The organism is Hydrogenivirga sp. 128-5-R1-1, assembly GCF_000171895.1.
Genome location: NZ_ABHJ01000005.1, coordinates 81,836 through 97,153, shown reverse-complemented (window position 1 = coordinate 97,153; position 15,318 = coordinate 81,836). Strand labels below are relative to the sequence as shown.

Below are 15,318 nucleotides of genomic sequence, written 5' to 3'. Positions count from 1 at the left end.
AAAATCTTCAATATGGAGAAGGATATAGTTCTTGAGGTTAACGGAAAGAGGGTTAGGCTGAAGGACTTTCCCATGAGGGCGCTCAAGGGTACCATTTTGGGCTTTATAAAGAGCCTTAACCTTGAAGAGGAGCCCAAGGATATAAGGATAGAGATCAAGCTTGATGAAAAGGACAGCGGAAACCCTTGAGTTCACCGTATCGGAGGAGCAGGCGGGCGAACGCTTAGATACCTTCTTAGCCAAGGCTTACCCGGAGCTGTCAAGGAGCTACATAAAGAGGCTTATAGAGGAAGGCTTCGCCTTGGTTGAGGGAAAGGTAAGAAAGCCCTCTTACAGGGTTAAGGAGGGGGACAGAGTTACCCTCTCAGTTCCGGAGCCGGAGCCCCTTGAGGTCAAACCTGAGGACATACCCATAGAGGTAGTTTACGAGGACAGGGACGTGGTCGTTATAGTAAAACCCTGCGGGCTTGTGGTTCACCCCTCACCGGGATACACCAGCGGAACGCTGGTCAACGCTCTCCTGTATCACATCAAAGACCTATCCTCCATAGGTGGCGTTGAGAGACCGGGGATAGTCCACAGGCTGGACAAGGAGACGGCGGGTCTCATGGTGGTTGCGAAGAACGACACATCCCACAGGAACCTCGTGGAGCAGTTTGCCTCCAGAAGGACTGAGAAGCTCTACCGAGCCCTCGTAAAGGGAACGGTAAAGGAGGAACACGGTATATTGGAACTTCCCATAGGCAGACACCCCTTTCACAGGAAGAAGTTCTCAACCAGCTCCCCCAGGTCAAAGCCAGCCAAGAGCGAGTTCTGGGTTCTTGAGAGGTTTCCAGGGCTTGAGCTCACACTGCTGAAGGTAAAGATATACACCGGCAGGACACACCAGATAAGGGTTCACCTCTCCTCAATCGGGCATCCCATAGTGGGCGACACCACCTACGGGTTCAAGAGAAGCTCTGTCCCCGAGGCTATAAACAGACTCCTGGGTGAGTGCAACATGCTGGTCGCCTACAAGCTGGGTTTTTATCACCCTTCCTCGGGAAGGTGGCTTGAATTTGAGATAGATGACCCAGAACCCTTCGGGAGCGTCCTGAAGGAGGTAAAAGAGTTAGAGGGTTCCCTTGGTTGAGGGCACGTCTCCACCCACGATGGAGACCGCCTCTCTGAGCGTGAGGGCGAAGGACTTGAAGGCTGCCTCCGCAACGTGATGGAGTATCTTCCCCTCAAGAACCCTTATGTGTAAGGTTGACCTGCTCTCAAGGGCGAAACCCTTGAAGAACTCCCATATCAGCTCAAAGTCAAAGTCAGTTATCTTGCCCCTCAAACCGGAGTCCTCGTAAAAGAGCAAACCCCTTCCGGAAAAGTCTATCGCAGAGAGAACGAGCGCTTCGTCCATGGGGACTACGGCGTGCCCGTATCTCCTTATGCCCTTCTTGTCTCCCAGCGCCTTACTGAACGCCTGTCCGAGGACTATACCGCAGTCCTCAACGGTGTGGTGGTGAGAGACGTGGATGTCCCCTTCCGCTTTTACCCTCAGGTCAAACCTGCCGTGCCTTGCAAAGCTCTCAAGCATGTGGGTTAAAAACCCTACGGGTGTATCAACCTCGTAATTTCCACTCCCGTCAAGGTTTACGTAAAGCTTTATGTCCGTCTCCCTTGTCTTTCTGTGAACCTCTGCCTCTCTACCCATACGTCCTTAAAGTGTATCACATAAGAAACCCCTGACCGATCATCCAGAAAGGCTGCCTCCGGGAAGTTAAAATGTTCTCAATGGAACAGCTCATAGAGAAGGCTAAGGTTCTCCACGAGGCACTGCCCTACATAAGGGAGTTTCACTCTAAAGTCTTCGTGATCAAGTACGGCGGTTCCGCCATGACCCGGGAGGATCTCAGAGAGTCCTTCGCCAAGGACGTGGTTCTGCTAAAGTACGTGGGAATAAACGTGGTCATAGTCCACGGCGGAGGTCCCCAGATAAGCCTTACCCTTGAGAGGTTCGGGATAAAGCCAAAGTTCGTGGGAGGTATGCGAAAGACCGACGAGGAGACCATGCATGTGGTTGAGATGGTGCTCTCGGGAGACGTGAACAAGGACATCGTTGCCCTGATAAACAGACACAGCGGTAAGAACATATACGCGGTGGGAATATCTGGGAGGGACGGGAGGCTCTTAAGGGCAAGAAAGTTAGATAAGGAAAGATACTTCAAAGACCTCGGTCTTCCCGTTCCGGAAGAGGACATAGGCTACGTGGGAGAGGTTGTGGGCGTGAACCACGAGCTAATAAACTCCCTTATTGAGAGGAACTTCATACCCGTGATAGCGCCTGTGGGCGTGGGAGACGAGGGAGAGGCTTACAACGTGAACGCTGACGTGGCAGCTTCGGAGATAGCGAGGTCAATAGGTGCAGAGAAGATCATATTCCTAACCGACACCGAAGGTGTGAAGAACGAAAAGGGAGAACTCATATCCTCCCTAACCAAGGAAAAGGCGAAGGAACTCATAGAGGTCGGCGTGATAAGGGAGGGAATGATACCCAAGGTAAAGTCAGCCCTCAGATCCATGGAGGGTGGCGTGAGAAAGGTTCACATCATAGACGGGAGAGTCCAGCACTCCATACTCCTTGAGGTCTTCACCGAGAAGGGTATCGGTACGGAGATAGTTCACTCGCAGACCTGACACCCGCCGAGGGTGAGCTGTCTTATCCTAACCGTGGGCTGAGCGTCGGTGACGGGAACTCCCTGCCCGTCCTTGCCGCAGGTGCCTATCGCCCAACCAAGATCGTTGCCCACCGCATCTATGTCCTGTAGTGCCTTGGGACCGTTGCCTATGAGTGTAGCTCCCCTTATGGGATAGGTTATCTCCCCGTTCTCTATCATGTAGCCCTCCATCACCTCAAAGACGAAGTCTCCCGTGACTGTGTTCACCTCTCCTCCACCCATCTTCACCACGTAAACACCATTCTTGGTGTCCTTGACTATCGCCTCCGGGTCGTCCTTGCCCTGATCTATATATGTGTTGGTCATCCTGACCATAGGTATGTGGGCGTAGCTCTGGCGCCTGCCGTTGCCGGTGGACTCCCTGCCCTCCTTCATAGCCCTAAGCCTGTCGTACATGTATCCCACGAGGTAGCCGTCCTTTATGAGAACCTTCCTCTGTGCCGGGACACCCTCGTCATCTATGGTAAAAGACCCGTTGTGCTGTGGTAGTGTGGCGTCGTCTATCACCGTGACCAGATCGCTCGCCACCTTCTCACCCACCTTTCCTGCATAGACCGACAGTCCCTTCTGGACGAGATCAGCCTCAAGCCCGTGACCCACCGCCTCGTGGATCATCGTTCCCCCCGCCTGAGAGGATAAAACCACCGTGAACTGACCCGCTGGCGCCGGCTTTGCACTCAGCATCAGAAGTGCCCTCTCCGCAGCCTTTTGAGCGACCGCCTCCGGCGGTGTTTCTTCAAATATCTCAAATCCCTTCCTTCCCCCCAGGGACTCGTAACCTCTCTGGAGGACTTCCCCGTCGCTCGCGACCACCTCAACGAAGAAAACCACCCTCTTCTGAGTGTCCTCGGTCATCTCCCCGAGGCTGTTTACGATCAGAACCTCTCGGGTTTTGTCCATCAGAACGGATAGAACCTGCTTCACCTTATCTCCGTAGCTCCTCGCCTTCTCCTCAGCCCTCCTGAGTATCTCCGCCCTGAACTTCATGTCCGCAGTGTCCGGATCTATAACGACGGGCGTCCAGCCCTCCGTATACTTAAGCCCTATGGCGACGGGTCCGTATCCCTCTCCTCTTGCAAGGGTCTTGGCGAGTTCAAGGAGGTTCTCAAGGGTAGGTTCGGTGGTGTATCCGTAAAAGGTCTTGCCGTTCTTTATTAGCCTCAGCCCCACGCCCTCGTCGTAACCGTGGGACACCCTGCCCAGCTTCTTGTCCTCAAGCTCCATTCTGGTAGTCCTTGATCGCTCGTAGAATATCTCTCCGTACTCACCGCCCTGAGAGAGCAGGTTGGAGAGGATAAACCCCGCCTTGTCCTTTATCAGCTCTTTAGCCTCGTTTATTCCATCCTTGACCATGGTTCACCTCCTCAGAAGTTCAGCTCCTCAAACCTTGACTCGCCCACAACCTCAAGTCCTTTGACGTGCTTCTTGAAGCCTTCCACGATATCCAGGAGCTCATCAAACCTGTCGGGAGAAGCTATTATATCCACGATCCCCTCTCCCTTCCTGCGTGTCCTTGTTAGGGCTACCCGGTCAAGACCGTCCACCAGAGAGTTAAGAAAGCCGACCTCGCTGATCGGCAGTCTAACCGTGAGTATCCTCGCCTTTATCTCACTTCTTCTTTCGCTCATACTTGACAACCTTGGCGTTGAAGAGCTCCATAACCTTCAGAACAGACTCGTCGTACTCTCTTTCTGGTCTTTTTTTTTCTGCACCTCAAACTCAACCTCTGGTAATTTCCTCTTGAGGTTCTCAAACTCTTCACGGAAGGTATTAAAGGTGTCCTCCTCCACCTGGAACACCTCTTTGCCGTCCCTCTTGAGCCTCTTTGCATCCCTGAGCGCCTTGTACGCCACCGGAGAGAGGATTTCCTTTATGCTCTCTTCAAGCCCCTTTCCCTTGCCTTCCGGTGACTTCCTTTCAGAGCTAACAGCTACGCCCCCGGACAGAGCCTCAGATAGGGACAGTATATCCTTGATAATTGTGCTCTTTATAACGGCAAGCTCGTAAGCCTTTATGGCGGGTCTGCTCCTTGCCTCCAGCTTACCCCTGTTTACGAGGTTCTCAAGGTAAAGGAGAGCTTCAAGAGTGTAGCCCTTGAACTCCTCGTAGTCTTCCGGGTTCTCCACCACCCCGAAGGGGTCCTTCAGACTCCTGACGAGTATTGCCCTCCTTATCTCCTCCTCAAGGTTGTCCCAGAACTTGGACAGATTGTAGCCCTTTCTGTAGAGCTCGTTGAGCCACCTTACAGCACCGTCGGTGTCCGAATTCAGGAGAAGTCTTATAAACTCCCTGACCTTTTCAGCGCTCAGTATGCCGAGGAAGCTCTCCACAGCCTCCTGGGTAACCTTCCCCTCCCCTATCACGCTCGCCTGGTCAAGGAGTGAGGCTGCGTCTCTCATACAGCCCTCGGATGCCTGGGCTATGGACTTAAGAGCCTCCTCCTCACATTCCAGACCCTCGCGCTCACATATATCCTTCAGATAATCAATTACCTTATCGTCGCTGACCCTTCCGAAGATTATCCTCTGACACCTTGAGAGTATGGTGGGGAGTATCTTCTCGTACTCGGTGGTGCAGAGTATAAAGACGGTTCTCGGGGGTGGTTCTTCCAGGGTCTTTAGAAGTGCGTTGAAGGCTTCCTTGGTGAGCATGTGAGCCTCGTCTATTATGTAAACCTTGAACTTCCCCTTTATGGGGGTGTAAGAAACGGCCTCCCTGAGAGCCCGTATGTCGTCTATGCCTCTGTTTGAAGCGGCGTCCATCTCTATCAGGTCTGGAAAGTTTCCCCTGTCTATCTCTTGGCAGTTTTCACACTCTCCACAGGGCTCACCCTCCTTTGGGTTCAGGCAGTTCAGAGACTTGGCGAGTATCCTCGCTATGGTGGTCTTGCCCACACCTCTGGGTCCGGCGAAGAGGTAAGCGTGGGAGACCCTGTCGTTTTTTACAGCGTTCTTTAAAATCCTTACGGGAACTTCCTGACCAACTACCTCTCTGAAGAACTTAGGTCTGTATTTCCTCGCAAAGGGAACGTACATGTCAATATTTTACCCCGCACCCGAGACGGCGGGCTTACCCTTGCTCCCTTTCGGGCCTGGGGGAGTTCACCCTGTCCCGTTGCGGGGCTTCTTATAATATACGTCAGCAGGGGCACTCTTTCACGCCCAGTTTTCTGTAAAGAGAAACAACCGGACACCAGTTCGTAAAGGCGGACTGTATCTGGTTCAGAGCCATGAAAACGACGAAGGCTTTCCAGAAGAGGCTCACGTTTGAGCCCAAGAGACCGAAGAAGAACACTACAAGGAGCATCACACCGGAAGTGAGCCTCAAAGCTCTATCCATACTCATGCCTGCACACCTCCTTCAGATTATAAGAATATTCTAATATCCTTATCTATGTTTGCAAGGGTATAGATGAAAAGCTATATTAATTAAAAGTCCATACACAAGGGAAGTGAGCCATGATTATCCTTGATCTGAAAGAGATATTTGAAAGGTTTGATGTATTTGAGGACAGGTACCTCATACCTCCCGAAGAGCTGTCCTTTCCTGCCGACGTGGGAGAGGTAAGGTCACCCGTTGAAGTGTCCGTGAGGATAGAGAAGGACAGGGATGGATACAAGGTGGATCTGAAGATAAGGGGGAGCGTTGAACTTGAGTGTAGCAGGTGTCTGGAGCCCTTTGATAAGGAGCTCTACGAAGACAGAACCAAGCACGTGGAAAGGTACCCGAGAGAGGAGCACCTGTCCTTATCCCCTGAAGACCTTGAGGTCTCCTTCCTGGAAGAACCTGACATCCTCGTGCTTGAGGACATAGTCAGGGAGGAGATACTCCTCAGCGTTCCCATGAAGCCTCTCTGTAAACCTGACTGTCCCGGAGTCCATCACAACAGCGTGATCTTTGAGGAGGAAAAGGAATCTCACGGAGACCCCAGATTTGCTATACTAAAAGACCTGCTTACCGAATAGGAGGTTCGTAATGGCTGTTCCTAAGGCTAAAACTTCAAAGTGGAGAAGGAATCAGAGAAGGGCTCAGAACTTCTTCAACAAGTTCAGGAGGAGCATACCTTCCCTGAGCGAGTGTTCCAACTGCGGGGAGAAGATACTTCCCCACAGAGTATGTCCCTACTGCGGACACTACAAGGGAAGGGAAGTTATCAGCGTTGACTGATGGAACGATATAGCTTTGCCCTTGACTGCAACGGTGGAGACTACGCACCCTTAGAGATAGTCAGAGGGGGTATATTAGCAGCCTCAGAGCTCGGCTACAAGATCTTTCTCGTCGGCGACGGCGAGAAGATAGAGCCTATTCTGGAGAAAGCCGGTCAGCTCGGCAACCCGCTCCTTGAGATAGTCCACGCACCTGACAACGTTGATTTCCATGAACCTCCTTCGTCGGTGCTCAAGAAGAAGAACTCTTCCCTACACGTCGGAGCCAAGCTCGTCCGGGAGGGCAGAGCGGAAGGTCTCATATCCGCCGGGAACACGGGTGCCGTCCTCGCGGTTGGCAAGTTCATAGTGGGTGTTGAGGAGGAGATTGAGAGACCGGCTATAGGGGTCGCCCTGCCAAACCCGAAGGGTAGAACAATACTCATAGACGTAGGCGCCAACGTTGACTCAAAGCCAAGGCACCTCGTCCAGTTTGCGGTCATAGGACACACCTACGCCCAGGAGATACTCGGACTTGAAAATCCAAGGGTCGGTCTTCTGAGCATAGGTGAGGAGGAAGGGAAGGGAAACGAGCTCGTCAAAGAGACATACCCACTGCTCAAGCAGACGAGGCTGAACTTCCTCGGGAACGCCGAGGGAAGGGACATATACGCGGGAACCTTTGACGTTATAGTGTGCGACGGTTTCGTGGGAAACGTCATACTGAAGACAAGCGAGAGCTTAGGGTTTGCGATAGTCCAGATGATAAAGGAGGAGATAAAGAAGAGCCTCCTCGCCAAGATGGGAGCCTTCCTGCTCCTGCCCGCCCTAAACAGGTTCAGGAAGAAGGCGGACTTCACTGAGTACGGGGGGATACCCCTTCTGGGAGCCAGGAAGCCTGTGATAATAACCCACGGCAAGGCTAACGCAAAGGCTATAAAGAACGCCGTGAGGGTCGCTGGTGAGTTTCTGTCCCACAACTTCAACTCCAAGCTCGTTGACAACATGAGAGAGCTAATTCCCGAGGAAGCGAGGGTCTGATGGGAACAACTATAAAGGGTACCGGTATCTATCTTCCCAAAGACGTACTCACCAACTTTGACCTTGAAAAGCTCGTTGACACCTCCGACGAGTGGATAACCACGAGAACGGGCATAAAGGAACGTAGGATAGCCAAGGAAGAGAGCGTGGTTGAGATGTCCCTGAAAGCCTCGCTGCAGGCTCTAAAGAACGCAGACCTAAAAGCGGAAGACATAGACGTGGTCATAGTGGCAACTCTAACACCCGAGAAGAAGTTTCCCTCTACGGGGTGTCTACTTCAGGCTGAGCTCGGCGTGAAGAGGGGTTACGCCTTTGACCTCTCGGCAGCCTGCAGCGGTTTCCTTTATGCCCTTGAGGTCTCCGACGGTCTCCTGAAGTCGGGGAAGGCTAAGAGGGTGCTCGTGGTCGGAGTTGAGAAGCTCTCCGAGATAGTGGACTGGTCTGACAGGAGTACCTGTGTCCTCTTTGGAGACGGCGCGGGCGCCGTGGTTCTTGAAAGCTCCAAGGGTGAGAGCGATATCCTTGCCTCCAGGATGTTCTCGGACGGCAACCTCTGGGACATACTCTACGCAGACAAGTGCGGCTACATAAAGATGAAGGGAAGGGAACTCTTCAAGGTCGCTGTCAGGAACATGGAGGAAGCCTGCAGGGAGGTTCTAAACGCCGCAGAGGTCAGTCCGGAAGAGGTTGCCCTCGTGATACCCCATCAGGCTAACGTCCGGATAATAAACGCCCTCGCAGAGAAGCTGGGCATACCCAGGGAGAGGGTTTACGTAAACATAGACAGGTACGGGAACACGTCGGCAGCCTCAATCCCGATAGCCCTCCACGAAGCCGTAGAACAGGGAAGGCTCAGGAGGGGAGACTTAGTCCTGATGACCGCCATGGGCGGTGGTTTAACCTGGGGTGCCACTCTCCTGAGGTACTAACCTGTTCCTTATATCCTCTATGTCGGTCGCTGGGCTCTCACAGCTGAAGTTCCTGCACAGATAGTAGGTCGTCCTGCCGTCCATCTCCCTCAGGCTGTCAAAAAACCCGCTCAAACTCTGGAGTGTTTCGTCCTTCACGGCGAACAAACCCTCGGGAAGAAAGTCCCTTTCCAGCTCAAGGAGGCTCTGAATGGCTTCCTCCCTATCACCGACCGCCACGAGTTCAAAACTACCCTTCACAAGGATGTCCAGGGCGAGGAGGGAAAAGGTGTGGGCTCCGGGGAAGGAGGCTATCACCTGGGAGAAGGCGTTAAGGGTCTGGTCAGCCCTTCTCTCATACTCCTGCAAGCCCAGGAGTCGCCCAAGCCTGACGAGATTGTACGCCATAACCGAGTTGCCCGAGGGCGTGGCTCCATCGTATATCTCCTTCTTCCTGACGAGAACTCTCTCTCCGAAATCGGGAGTCTGGTAAAAGCCAAGGTTTTCTTCATCCCAGAAGTGCTCAAGGGCAAAGTCCGTAAGCTCCTTAGCCCTCTTAAGGTACTCGCCCTCAAAACTGCCCTGGTAGAGTTCCATCAAGCCCCAGATTAGGTAGGCGTAATCCTCCAGGAAGGCGGGTATACCAGCCTCACCCTCCTTGTACCTGTGGAGTAGTTTTCCCTCATCGTCAACCATGGTGTTGAGGAGAAAGTCTGCAGTTCTCTTAGCAACCGCCAGAAAGTCTTTCCTGCCGAGTGCCACGCCCGCCTTGGAGAAGGCAGCTATAGCAAGACCGTTCCAATCCGTAAGTACCTTCTCATCCCTAAGGGGTCTGACCCTCTTCTCTCTCCTTTTGAAGAGCTTACTCCTTATCTCCTCAAGCTTCTGTTTAAGGACGTCCGGCTCGTAACCGAGCTCCTCTGCGTACTTCTCAAGCTCCTTCTTCATGTGCAGGACGTTCTTGCCTACCTTCCTGCGGGTGGCTTCCTCAAGGAAGTTCCCTTCCTCGGCTATACCGAAGAGCCTCAGGGCTATACCGAGTTCCTCCTCGGTGAGAAGCTCCTCAAGCTCCGCCAGAGTCCAGGTGTAAAACTTACCCTCCTCTCCCTCGCTGTCAGCGTCCTCCGCCGAGTAAAAGGCTCCCTCGGGCGAGAGCATGTCCCTCTGCAGGTACTCCGCTATCTCCTCAACCACCTGGGCGAAGAACTCATCGCCCGTAGCCTGGAAAGCCTCGGTGTAAACGAGCATGAGCAATGCGTTGTCGTAGAGCATCTTCTCAAAGTGGGGGAGCAACCACTCCCTATCCGTGGAGTACCTGTGAAAGCCAAAGCCAACGTGATCCCATATCCCCCCCAGTCTCATCTTTTTAAGGGTGTGTTTCACCATTTCAAGGGCTTTCCCGTTCCCCGTCCTCCTGTAGTACCTGAGCAGGAACATGAGGTTGTGGGGTATGGGGAACTTGGGAGCGTTTCCGAAGCCTCCGTAAGCCTCATCGTAGGTGTGATACAGCTCAGCGAACCCTTTGTGGAGTATGGACTCATCAAGCCGCTCACCGATGTAGCTCTCCTCCTCACCCTTGGCAAGGGCATCAACAACCTGCTCCGCCGCCGTGAGAACCTTCTGCCTGTCGTTTCTCCAGAGCTCAGCTATTCTGAGCAGTATGTCCCTGAGCCCCGGTCTCCCGTACATGCCCTCCTTGGGAAAGTAAGTCCCGGCAAAGAAGGGCTTTTTGTCGGGGGTCATTATCACCGTAAGGGGCCAGCCTCCTGAACCCGTCATCATCTGGCAGACGGACATGTAGACGGAGTCTACGTCTGGTCTTTCCTCCCTGTCCACCTTTATGGGAACGTAGTTCTCGTTCAGAATTCTCGCTATCTCCTCGTCCTCAAAGCTCTCCCTCTCCATAACGTGGCACCAGTGGCAGGTTGAGTAGCCTATGGAGAGGAATACGGGCTTGTCTTCCCTCTCTGCCTTCTCAAAGGCTTCCTCGCCCCACGGATACCAGTCCACGGGGTTGTAGGCGTGCTGCTGAAGGTAAGGACTCTTCTCCTTGATAAGTCTGTTGGGTTTTCTCTTTTCCATTCAAAAGAATCTCGCTCCTGACCTTCTGAGTGCGATGAGTTTTATCATGCATTCTCTTCAGGTTTGGGGAGCTTTTCCACATAGACAGACCGGCTGGGAAAGGCGAAGGAGGAGCCGTTCTTCTCCACTATCTCCATTATCCTGAGGTTCACATCCTCCCTTATAGCGAGGTATTCAGACCACCTGGCGGTGTTGGTGAAGCAGTATATAAAAAGGTCAAGGGAGCTCTCCCCAAAGTCCGTGAAGTAAACCATAAGGAGCTGGTCTTTAGCTATTCCGGGGTGGTTTCTGAGCATCTCCCTTATGTCGTTGAGTATCTTTACCATCTGCTCCTTCGTCGTACCGTAGGTAAGCCCCAGTGTCATCTTTATCCTCCTCACCTCCCGTCGGGAGAAGTTCTCAAGGGGCTGGTTTGAAATGAACTGGTTGGGGACAGTTATGTAGCTCTTCTCAAAGCTCCTTATCTTGGTAGTCCTAAGCCCTATGTCCTCAACTATCCCCTCAACGCTCCCTATCTTCACCCAGTCTCCCACCCTCATGGACTTGTCGGCGAGGACGGTCAGACCACCGAAGAGGTTAGCCGCTGTGTCCTTGGCGGCGAGGGCGAAGGCGAGACCTCCGAGACCGAGAGAGGCGAGCAGGGCGCTCACGTTTATCCCCCACTCCTGAAGGACTGCTACACCTCCCACAACGAGGACGAAGGCTTTTGCCACCTTTATGAAAAAGCCACCCACCTCACGGGCGAACTCCCTCCCGAACCTCTCCGCAAACCTGTAGAAGTACTCCTCAAAGGCTACAACGAGGTTGTAGAGAGCCCAGAAGACGACGAATATGCCGAGCGTTTTAAGAACCCTGAACACGGCGGAGTTCTCTATCCCGAGAACCTTAAGGGAGAGGGCAACTCCAAGTATCACTATTATGAAGCTCGCTGGTCTTGAGAATACCCTGAAGACTATGTCGTCAACCTTGGTCTCCGTCTTCCTCGTGAGCTTGCGAACGTACCTGAGGATAATGAATATGAAGAGCTTTCTCAGAAACAGGAACGAAAAGAACACGAGCAGGGCGAGGGCTAACCTGTAGAGGGGGATTCCAAGGATTACGTAGTTAAGATACTCCTGGAGCTTTACGAGGGCTCCGCTCAAGTCCTCCATACAATCCGAATTATATAATATTCCTCTATGGGGGGATACCTGGTAGTCCTTATAACGACTCCCGTAGAGAAGGGAGAGGAGATAGCGGACTTCATAGTTGAGAACAAGCTGGGAGCCTGTGTCAACGTGGTTCCTGAGGTTAAGTCAACCTACTGGTGGAAGGGCAACATAGAGAGGGATAGGGAAGCCCTGCTCGTCGTGAAGACGAGCTTTAAGAAGTTTGAGGAGCTGAGGGAGAGGGTCAAGGAGGTTCACCCCTACACAGTTCCCGAGATAGTAGCCCTACCCATAGTGGCAGGCAACACCGACTACCTTAACTGGATTGAGGAAAGCCTTGAATGAGACCCCTTAAACTTGAACTTGAGGGCTTCACGGTCTACAAGAAACCCCAGAGTATAGACTTCAGCCGGTTGAACTTCTTCATAATTCAAGGAAAGACCGGTGCCGGCAAGACGAGCATAGTTGACGCCATAACCTACGCCCTCTACGGAAAAGTCCCAAGGTACGGAAGGTCCCGTTCCACCACCTCCATGGTTCTTTCCAAGGGAAGCAACAGGCTAAAGGTCTCCCTTGAGTTCTCCGTGGGAGGTAAGCGGTACAGGATTGAGCGCTTTTACAGAGAGAAGCCTAAGGAGGACATAGTCCGGGTTGAGGAGGAGGGTCGTCGCCTTGACCTGAAAAAGGCAGAGGTGGAAGAATGGGTTGAGAGCATAACTGGACTTGACTACAACACCTTCACGAAGGTGATACTCCTGCCCCAGGGAGAGTTTGACAGATTTTTGAAACCCTCATCTCCCAGAGAGAGGAGAGAGATACTTATAGACTTGCTCAACCTTGAGATATTTGACAGGGTCAGGGAGCTCGCCTCCAGAAATTACAGCGCCCTTGAGGGTGAACTGAACGCCCTGAAGACCGAACTTGAAAGCCTTGAAGGGCTCAGCGAGGAAGAGGTAAAGGAGATTGAGAACAGGAGGAAAGCCCTTCAGGAAAGATCGGAGGAGCTTAAGAGGGTCATATCGGAGCTGGAAGAACGCCTCCGGCGTGCAAGAGAGAGAGAGGAAACCAGAAGGGAGCTTGAGGAGGCTAAGGAAAAGCTGAGTAAGCTCCTCTCGGAGGAGGAAAATTTCAAAGCTCTCAGGGAGAGGATCAACCTCGCCAAGAAGGTTCTCCCCTACCTACCCTACATAGAGAGGGTTGAGGAGCTCGGCAGGGAACTCAGGGAGCTAAGACTCCAGAAAGAGAAAGTCTTAAAGGACAGGGTCAGGGTGGAGGGCGAGCTCAAGAACATAGAGTCCGAAAAGGAAGAGGTTGAGAGGGCTTACGCGTCCCTTCCCAAGCTCAGGGAAGAGCTCCAAAGCCTCGCAGGAGAACGGGAGAGGCTCTCCCTCGCTGGAGAGGAGATAAGGTCTATAGAGGAGCTCGCTGAGTCTCTGAGGGAGAAGAGGAAACAGCTTGAGGAGAAGGAAGAAGTCCTGAAGGACAGAGAGGAGAAGCTACAGAAGGGGGAAGCTTACATACGGCAGATTGAGGAAGAGCTCAAGGAGCTGGGATACGATGAGGAGGAGTACGAGAGGCTCCTGAAGGAGGTTGAGAGGAAGAGAACTCTCCTTGAAGACCAGAAGAAGCTTGAAAACCTCAAGATAGAGCTCAAGGAGCTGGAGGGAAAGAGAAAGGAAAAGCTCAGGGAGCTTGAAGAGCTCAGGGCTGAGCTTAAACAGGCCGAAGAGGAACTCCAGAAGAGGAGTCTGAAAGTTTACGCCCACAGGATAAGGGAACACCTCCACGATGGGGACACATGCCCGGTGTGCGGAAACATCTACAGCGGTGCCTACGAGGAGGTGGAGGGCGCGGACATAGAAGAACTCAGCTCAAGGGTGAAGGAACTCCAGGGAAAGCTGATCACCTCAGAGAAGGAGCTGTCAACCTTAGAAGCCAAGATTGAGTCTATCTCCCTTGAGGCTGAAAGCCTCTCTTCTAAGCTGAAGGGCTGGGAGAACGTCCTAAAGATAGACATAGAGGGCAGGCTGGGCGAGCTGGAAAAGAAGAAGCTCAAAAAGAAGGAGCTGGAGGATAAGCTCAGGAAGTACTCCGAAAGGTACAATCAACGTCTGAAGGAGAGGGAGGAAGCTCTGAGGGAGGTTGAACGCCTCAGGAGTGAGCTCGCCTCTCTGGAAAGGAGTCTCTCCGAAAAGAGAAACAAGCTGGAGGGAATGCTCGGAAAGGTTCCCACACTACAGGAGGTAGAGAACAGGCTCTCAGAGCTCAAAAGGAAAGAGTCCGACCTCAGGGACAAAGTGGAGGAGATAGAGCGCCGGAGGGAGGAGGTAAACAGTTATCAGGAAGAGCTAACAAGGAAGCTCGTAGCCTTAGACACAAGACTGAAAGAGATAGAGGGTTCTCTGGAAAGCAAAGAGAGGGAGAAGAGGGAGAACAACAGGAAGCTAGCTCCCCTCTTTGAGGAGCTGGGAGACATTGAAAGAGTCAGAGAGTACTCAATGGAGCAGGAAAAGCTCTCCTCCCTTGAAAAGGAGCTTGAGAACTACCTAACGGAAAAGAATTCGTTGGAGGAGAGGATAAGGGAGCTTGAGAGCAAGCTCGCTTCCGTAGAAGAAACGGAGGCGGTAGAGAGGCTGGAAGAGGAGCTCGTGGGAAAGAAAGGAGAGCTGGAGGAGCTCATCAGACGGGCAGGAGAGCTAAAGAGCCTGGCGGAGCAAAAGAGAGAGATGCTGGATAAGAAGGACAATCTGACCCGAAGGGTCTCTGAGATAGAGAAGGAGATAGGTCTGTACTCTCGGATAAGCGAAGACTTGAAGAGCAACAGGCTTCAGGACTTCGTTGCCAGTCTGATGCTCAAGAGAGTGGTTGAGAGGGCAAGCGAGTACCTCCATGAGTTCACAAACGCCTACTACCTCGGGATGGACGAAAAGGGAGAGCTCGTGGTCATAGACACAGTTCAGGGAACGGAGAGGGACGTTAAGAGCCTGAGCGGCGGCGAGACCTTCCTCGCAAGTCTTTCCCTCGCCCTCGGGGTGAGCGACGTCCTGTCGGCGGACGCCCATCTGGAGAGCCTGTTCATAGACGAGGGCTTCGGTTCCTTAGACGAGGAAACCAGGGAGAGGGTCAGCGACATACTTGAGGTCATAAAGCAGAGGATAAACCGCATGGTGGGGATAATCTCCCACATACCAGACCTCGCCGACAGGTTCCATCAGAGGATAGTCGTAAAGAAGCACGGAGACTTTTCAACGGTTGAAGTCTTCTATTAAATTTTCCA

16 protein-coding genes and 1 other RNA gene are annotated in these 15,318 nt (G+C 52.8%); 9 read left to right on the top strand and 8 right to left on the bottom strand.

Going from position 1 to position 15,318, the window contains the following annotated elements:
- Positions 1-12 precede the first annotated feature (12 nt).
- Complete coding sequence (locus HG1285_RS19670) at positions 13-189, top strand: hypothetical protein (RefSeq protein WP_008287057.1); 177 nt, start codon at positions 13-15, stop codon at positions 187-189.
- Complete coding sequence (locus tag HG1285_RS11215; protein WP_008287056.1) at positions 164-1,132, top strand: RluA family pseudouridine synthase; 969 nt, start codon at positions 164-166, stop codon at positions 1,130-1,132. Before HG1285_RS19670 ends, HG1285_RS11215 begins: the two co-directional genes overlap by 26 nt.
- On the opposite strand, the gene hisB is transcribed toward HG1285_RS11215, so the two are convergent.
- Positions 1,112-1,693 (bottom strand): imidazoleglycerol-phosphate dehydratase HisB, encoded by a 582-nt coding sequence (gene hisB, locus HG1285_RS11220; protein WP_008287055.1) that lies wholly within the window; start codon positions 1,691-1,693, stop codon positions 1,112-1,114. The genes HG1285_RS11215 and hisB overlap by 21 nt on opposite strands.
- Positions 1,694-1,773: 80 nt before the next feature.
- On the opposite strand from hisB, the gene argB reads away from it, so the two are divergent.
- Positions 1,774-2,676: an acetylglutamate kinase gene (argB, locus tag HG1285_RS11225; protein ID WP_032496547.1), complete on the top strand. Its 903-nt coding sequence runs from the start codon at positions 1,774-1,776 to the stop codon at positions 2,674-2,676.
- Here argB and HG1285_RS11230 read toward each other — a convergent pair.
- The 5 genes from HG1285_RS11230 to HG1285_RS11245 all read right to left on the bottom strand — a co-directional run bounded on the left by HG1285_RS11230 (position 2,661) and on the right by HG1285_RS11245 (position 6,056).
- Complete coding sequence (locus tag HG1285_RS11230) at positions 2,661-4,070, bottom strand: TldD/PmbA family protein (RefSeq protein ID WP_008287053.1); 1,410 nt, start codon at positions 4,068-4,070, stop codon at positions 2,661-2,663. The genes argB and HG1285_RS11230 overlap by 16 nt on opposite strands.
- 11 nt (positions 4,071-4,081) lie before the next feature.
- Positions 4,082-4,345: a DUF4911 domain-containing protein gene (locus HG1285_RS11235; protein ID WP_008287052.1), complete on the bottom strand. Its 264-nt coding sequence runs from the start codon at positions 4,343-4,345 to the stop codon at positions 4,082-4,084.
- Between the two features lie 36 nt (positions 4,346-4,381).
- A complete protein-coding gene (dnaX, locus tag HG1285_RS11240) occupies positions 4,382-5,752 on the bottom strand; it encodes a DNA polymerase III subunit gamma/tau (protein WP_008287051.1) in 1,371 nt (456 codons plus the stop codon).
- A gap of 5 nt (positions 5,753-5,757) precedes the next feature.
- Positions 5,758-5,843: signal recognition particle sRNA small type (ffs, locus tag HG1285_RS19045), an RNA gene on the bottom strand.
- Positions 5,844-5,855: 12 nt separating this feature from the next.
- Entirely contained in the window at positions 5,856-6,056 is a 201-nt protein-coding gene (locus HG1285_RS11245; RefSeq protein WP_008287050.1) for a DUF2892 domain-containing protein, read from the bottom strand.
- 119 nt (positions 6,057-6,175) lie between these two features.
- Here HG1285_RS11245 and HG1285_RS11250 point away from each other — a divergent pair, with 119 nt between their 5' ends.
- The 4 genes from HG1285_RS11250 to HG1285_RS11265 are packed head-to-tail and all read left to right on the top strand — an operon-like array spanning position 6,176 to position 8,832.
- Positions 6,176-6,682: a YceD family protein gene (locus HG1285_RS11250; RefSeq protein ID WP_008287049.1), complete on the top strand. Its 507-nt coding sequence runs from the start codon at positions 6,176-6,178 to the stop codon at positions 6,680-6,682.
- A 10-nt stretch (positions 6,683-6,692) separates the two neighbouring features.
- Positions 6,693-6,884 (top strand): 50S ribosomal protein L32, encoded by a 192-nt coding sequence (gene rpmF / locus HG1285_RS11255; RefSeq protein ID WP_008287048.1) that lies wholly within the window; start codon positions 6,693-6,695, stop codon positions 6,882-6,884.
- A complete protein-coding gene (gene plsX, locus HG1285_RS11260; RefSeq protein ID WP_008287047.1) occupies positions 6,884-7,903 on the top strand; it encodes a phosphate acyltransferase PlsX in 1,020 nt (339 codons plus the stop codon). The genes rpmF and plsX overlap by 1 nt, the downstream gene beginning before the upstream one ends.
- The gene (locus tag HG1285_RS11265) at positions 7,903-8,832 is read left to right on the top strand and encodes a beta-ketoacyl-ACP synthase III (protein WP_008287046.1); all 930 of its coding nucleotides are present in this window, start codon (positions 7,903-7,905) and stop codon (positions 8,830-8,832) included. The genes plsX and HG1285_RS11265 overlap by 1 nt, the downstream gene beginning before the upstream one ends.
- Here HG1285_RS11265 and HG1285_RS11270 read toward each other — a convergent pair.
- Both HG1285_RS11270 and HG1285_RS11275 read right to left on the bottom strand, forming a co-directional pair.
- A complete protein-coding gene (locus HG1285_RS11270) occupies positions 8,800-10,893 on the bottom strand; it encodes a thioredoxin domain-containing protein (RefSeq protein ID WP_008287045.1) in 2,094 nt (697 codons plus the stop codon). The two genes, HG1285_RS11265 and HG1285_RS11270, sit on opposite strands and share 33 nt — an antisense overlap.
- A gap of 44 nt (positions 10,894-10,937) precedes the next feature.
- Positions 10,938-12,044 carry a mechanosensitive ion channel family protein gene (locus HG1285_RS11275; protein WP_008287044.1) on the bottom strand — a complete coding sequence of 369 codons (1,107 nt, stop codon included), beginning with the start codon at positions 12,042-12,044 and terminating at the stop codon, positions 10,938-10,940.
- A 27-nt stretch (positions 12,045-12,071) separates the two neighbouring features.
- On the opposite strand from HG1285_RS11275, the gene cutA reads away from it, so the two are divergent.
- Positions 12,072-12,386, top strand: coding sequence for a divalent-cation tolerance protein CutA (gene cutA / locus HG1285_RS11280; RefSeq protein WP_008287043.1), 315 nt, complete (start codon positions 12,072-12,074; stop codon positions 12,384-12,386).
- Entirely contained in the window at positions 12,383-15,310 is a 2,928-nt protein-coding gene (locus tag HG1285_RS11285) for an AAA family ATPase (RefSeq protein ID WP_008287042.1), read from the top strand. The genes cutA and HG1285_RS11285 overlap by 4 nt, the downstream gene beginning before the upstream one ends.
- Positions 15,311-15,318: the final 8 nt, after the last annotated feature.

Coding starts and splice junctions, on each gene's coding strand:
- HG1285_RS11270 (WP_008287045.1), bottom strand. CDS start 10,893: ATGGAAAAGAGAAAACCCAACAGACTTATCAAGGAGAAGAGTCCTTAC.
- HG1285_RS11215 (WP_008287056.1), top strand. CDS start 164: ATGAAAAGGACAGCGGAAACCCTTGAGTTCACCGTATCGGAGGAGCAG.
- HG1285_RS19670 (WP_008287057.1), top strand. CDS start 13: ATGGAGAAGGATATAGTTCTTGAGGTTAACGGAAAGAGGGTTAGGCTG.
- cutA (WP_008287043.1), top strand. CDS start 12,072: ATGGGGGGATACCTGGTAGTCCTTATAACGACTCCCGTAGAGAAGGGA.
- HG1285_RS11275 (WP_008287044.1), bottom strand. CDS start 12,044: ATGGAGGACTTGAGCGGAGCCCTCGTAAAGCTCCAGGAGTATCTTAAC.
- HG1285_RS11285 (WP_008287042.1), top strand. CDS start 12,383: ATGAGACCCCTTAAACTTGAACTTGAGGGCTTCACGGTCTACAAGAAA.
- HG1285_RS11245 (WP_008287050.1), bottom strand. CDS start 6,056: ATGGATAGAGCTTTGAGGCTCACTTCCGGTGTGATGCTCCTTGTAGTG.
- HG1285_RS11250 (WP_008287049.1), top strand. CDS start 6,176: ATGATTATCCTTGATCTGAAAGAGATATTTGAAAGGTTTGATGTATTT.
- hisB (WP_008287055.1), bottom strand. CDS start 1,693: ATGGGTAGAGAGGCAGAGGTTCACAGAAAGACAAGGGAGACGGACATA.
- plsX (WP_008287047.1), top strand. CDS start 6,884: ATGGAACGATATAGCTTTGCCCTTGACTGCAACGGTGGAGACTACGCA.
- argB (WP_032496547.1), top strand. CDS start 1,774: ATGGAACAGCTCATAGAGAAGGCTAAGGTTCTCCACGAGGCACTGCCC.
- rpmF (WP_008287048.1), top strand. CDS start 6,693: ATGGCTGTTCCTAAGGCTAAAACTTCAAAGTGGAGAAGGAATCAGAGA.
- HG1285_RS11235 (WP_008287052.1), bottom strand. CDS start 4,345: ATGAGCGAAAGAAGAAGTGAGATAAAGGCGAGGATACTCACGGTTAGA.
- dnaX (WP_008287051.1), bottom strand. CDS start 5,752: ATGTACGTTCCCTTTGCGAGGAAATACAGACCTAAGTTCTTCAGAGAG.
- HG1285_RS11265 (WP_008287046.1), top strand. CDS start 7,903: ATGGGAACAACTATAAAGGGTACCGGTATCTATCTTCCCAAAGACGTA.
- HG1285_RS11230 (WP_008287053.1), bottom strand. CDS start 4,070: ATGGTCAAGGATGGAATAAACGAGGCTAAAGAGCTGATAAAGGACAAG.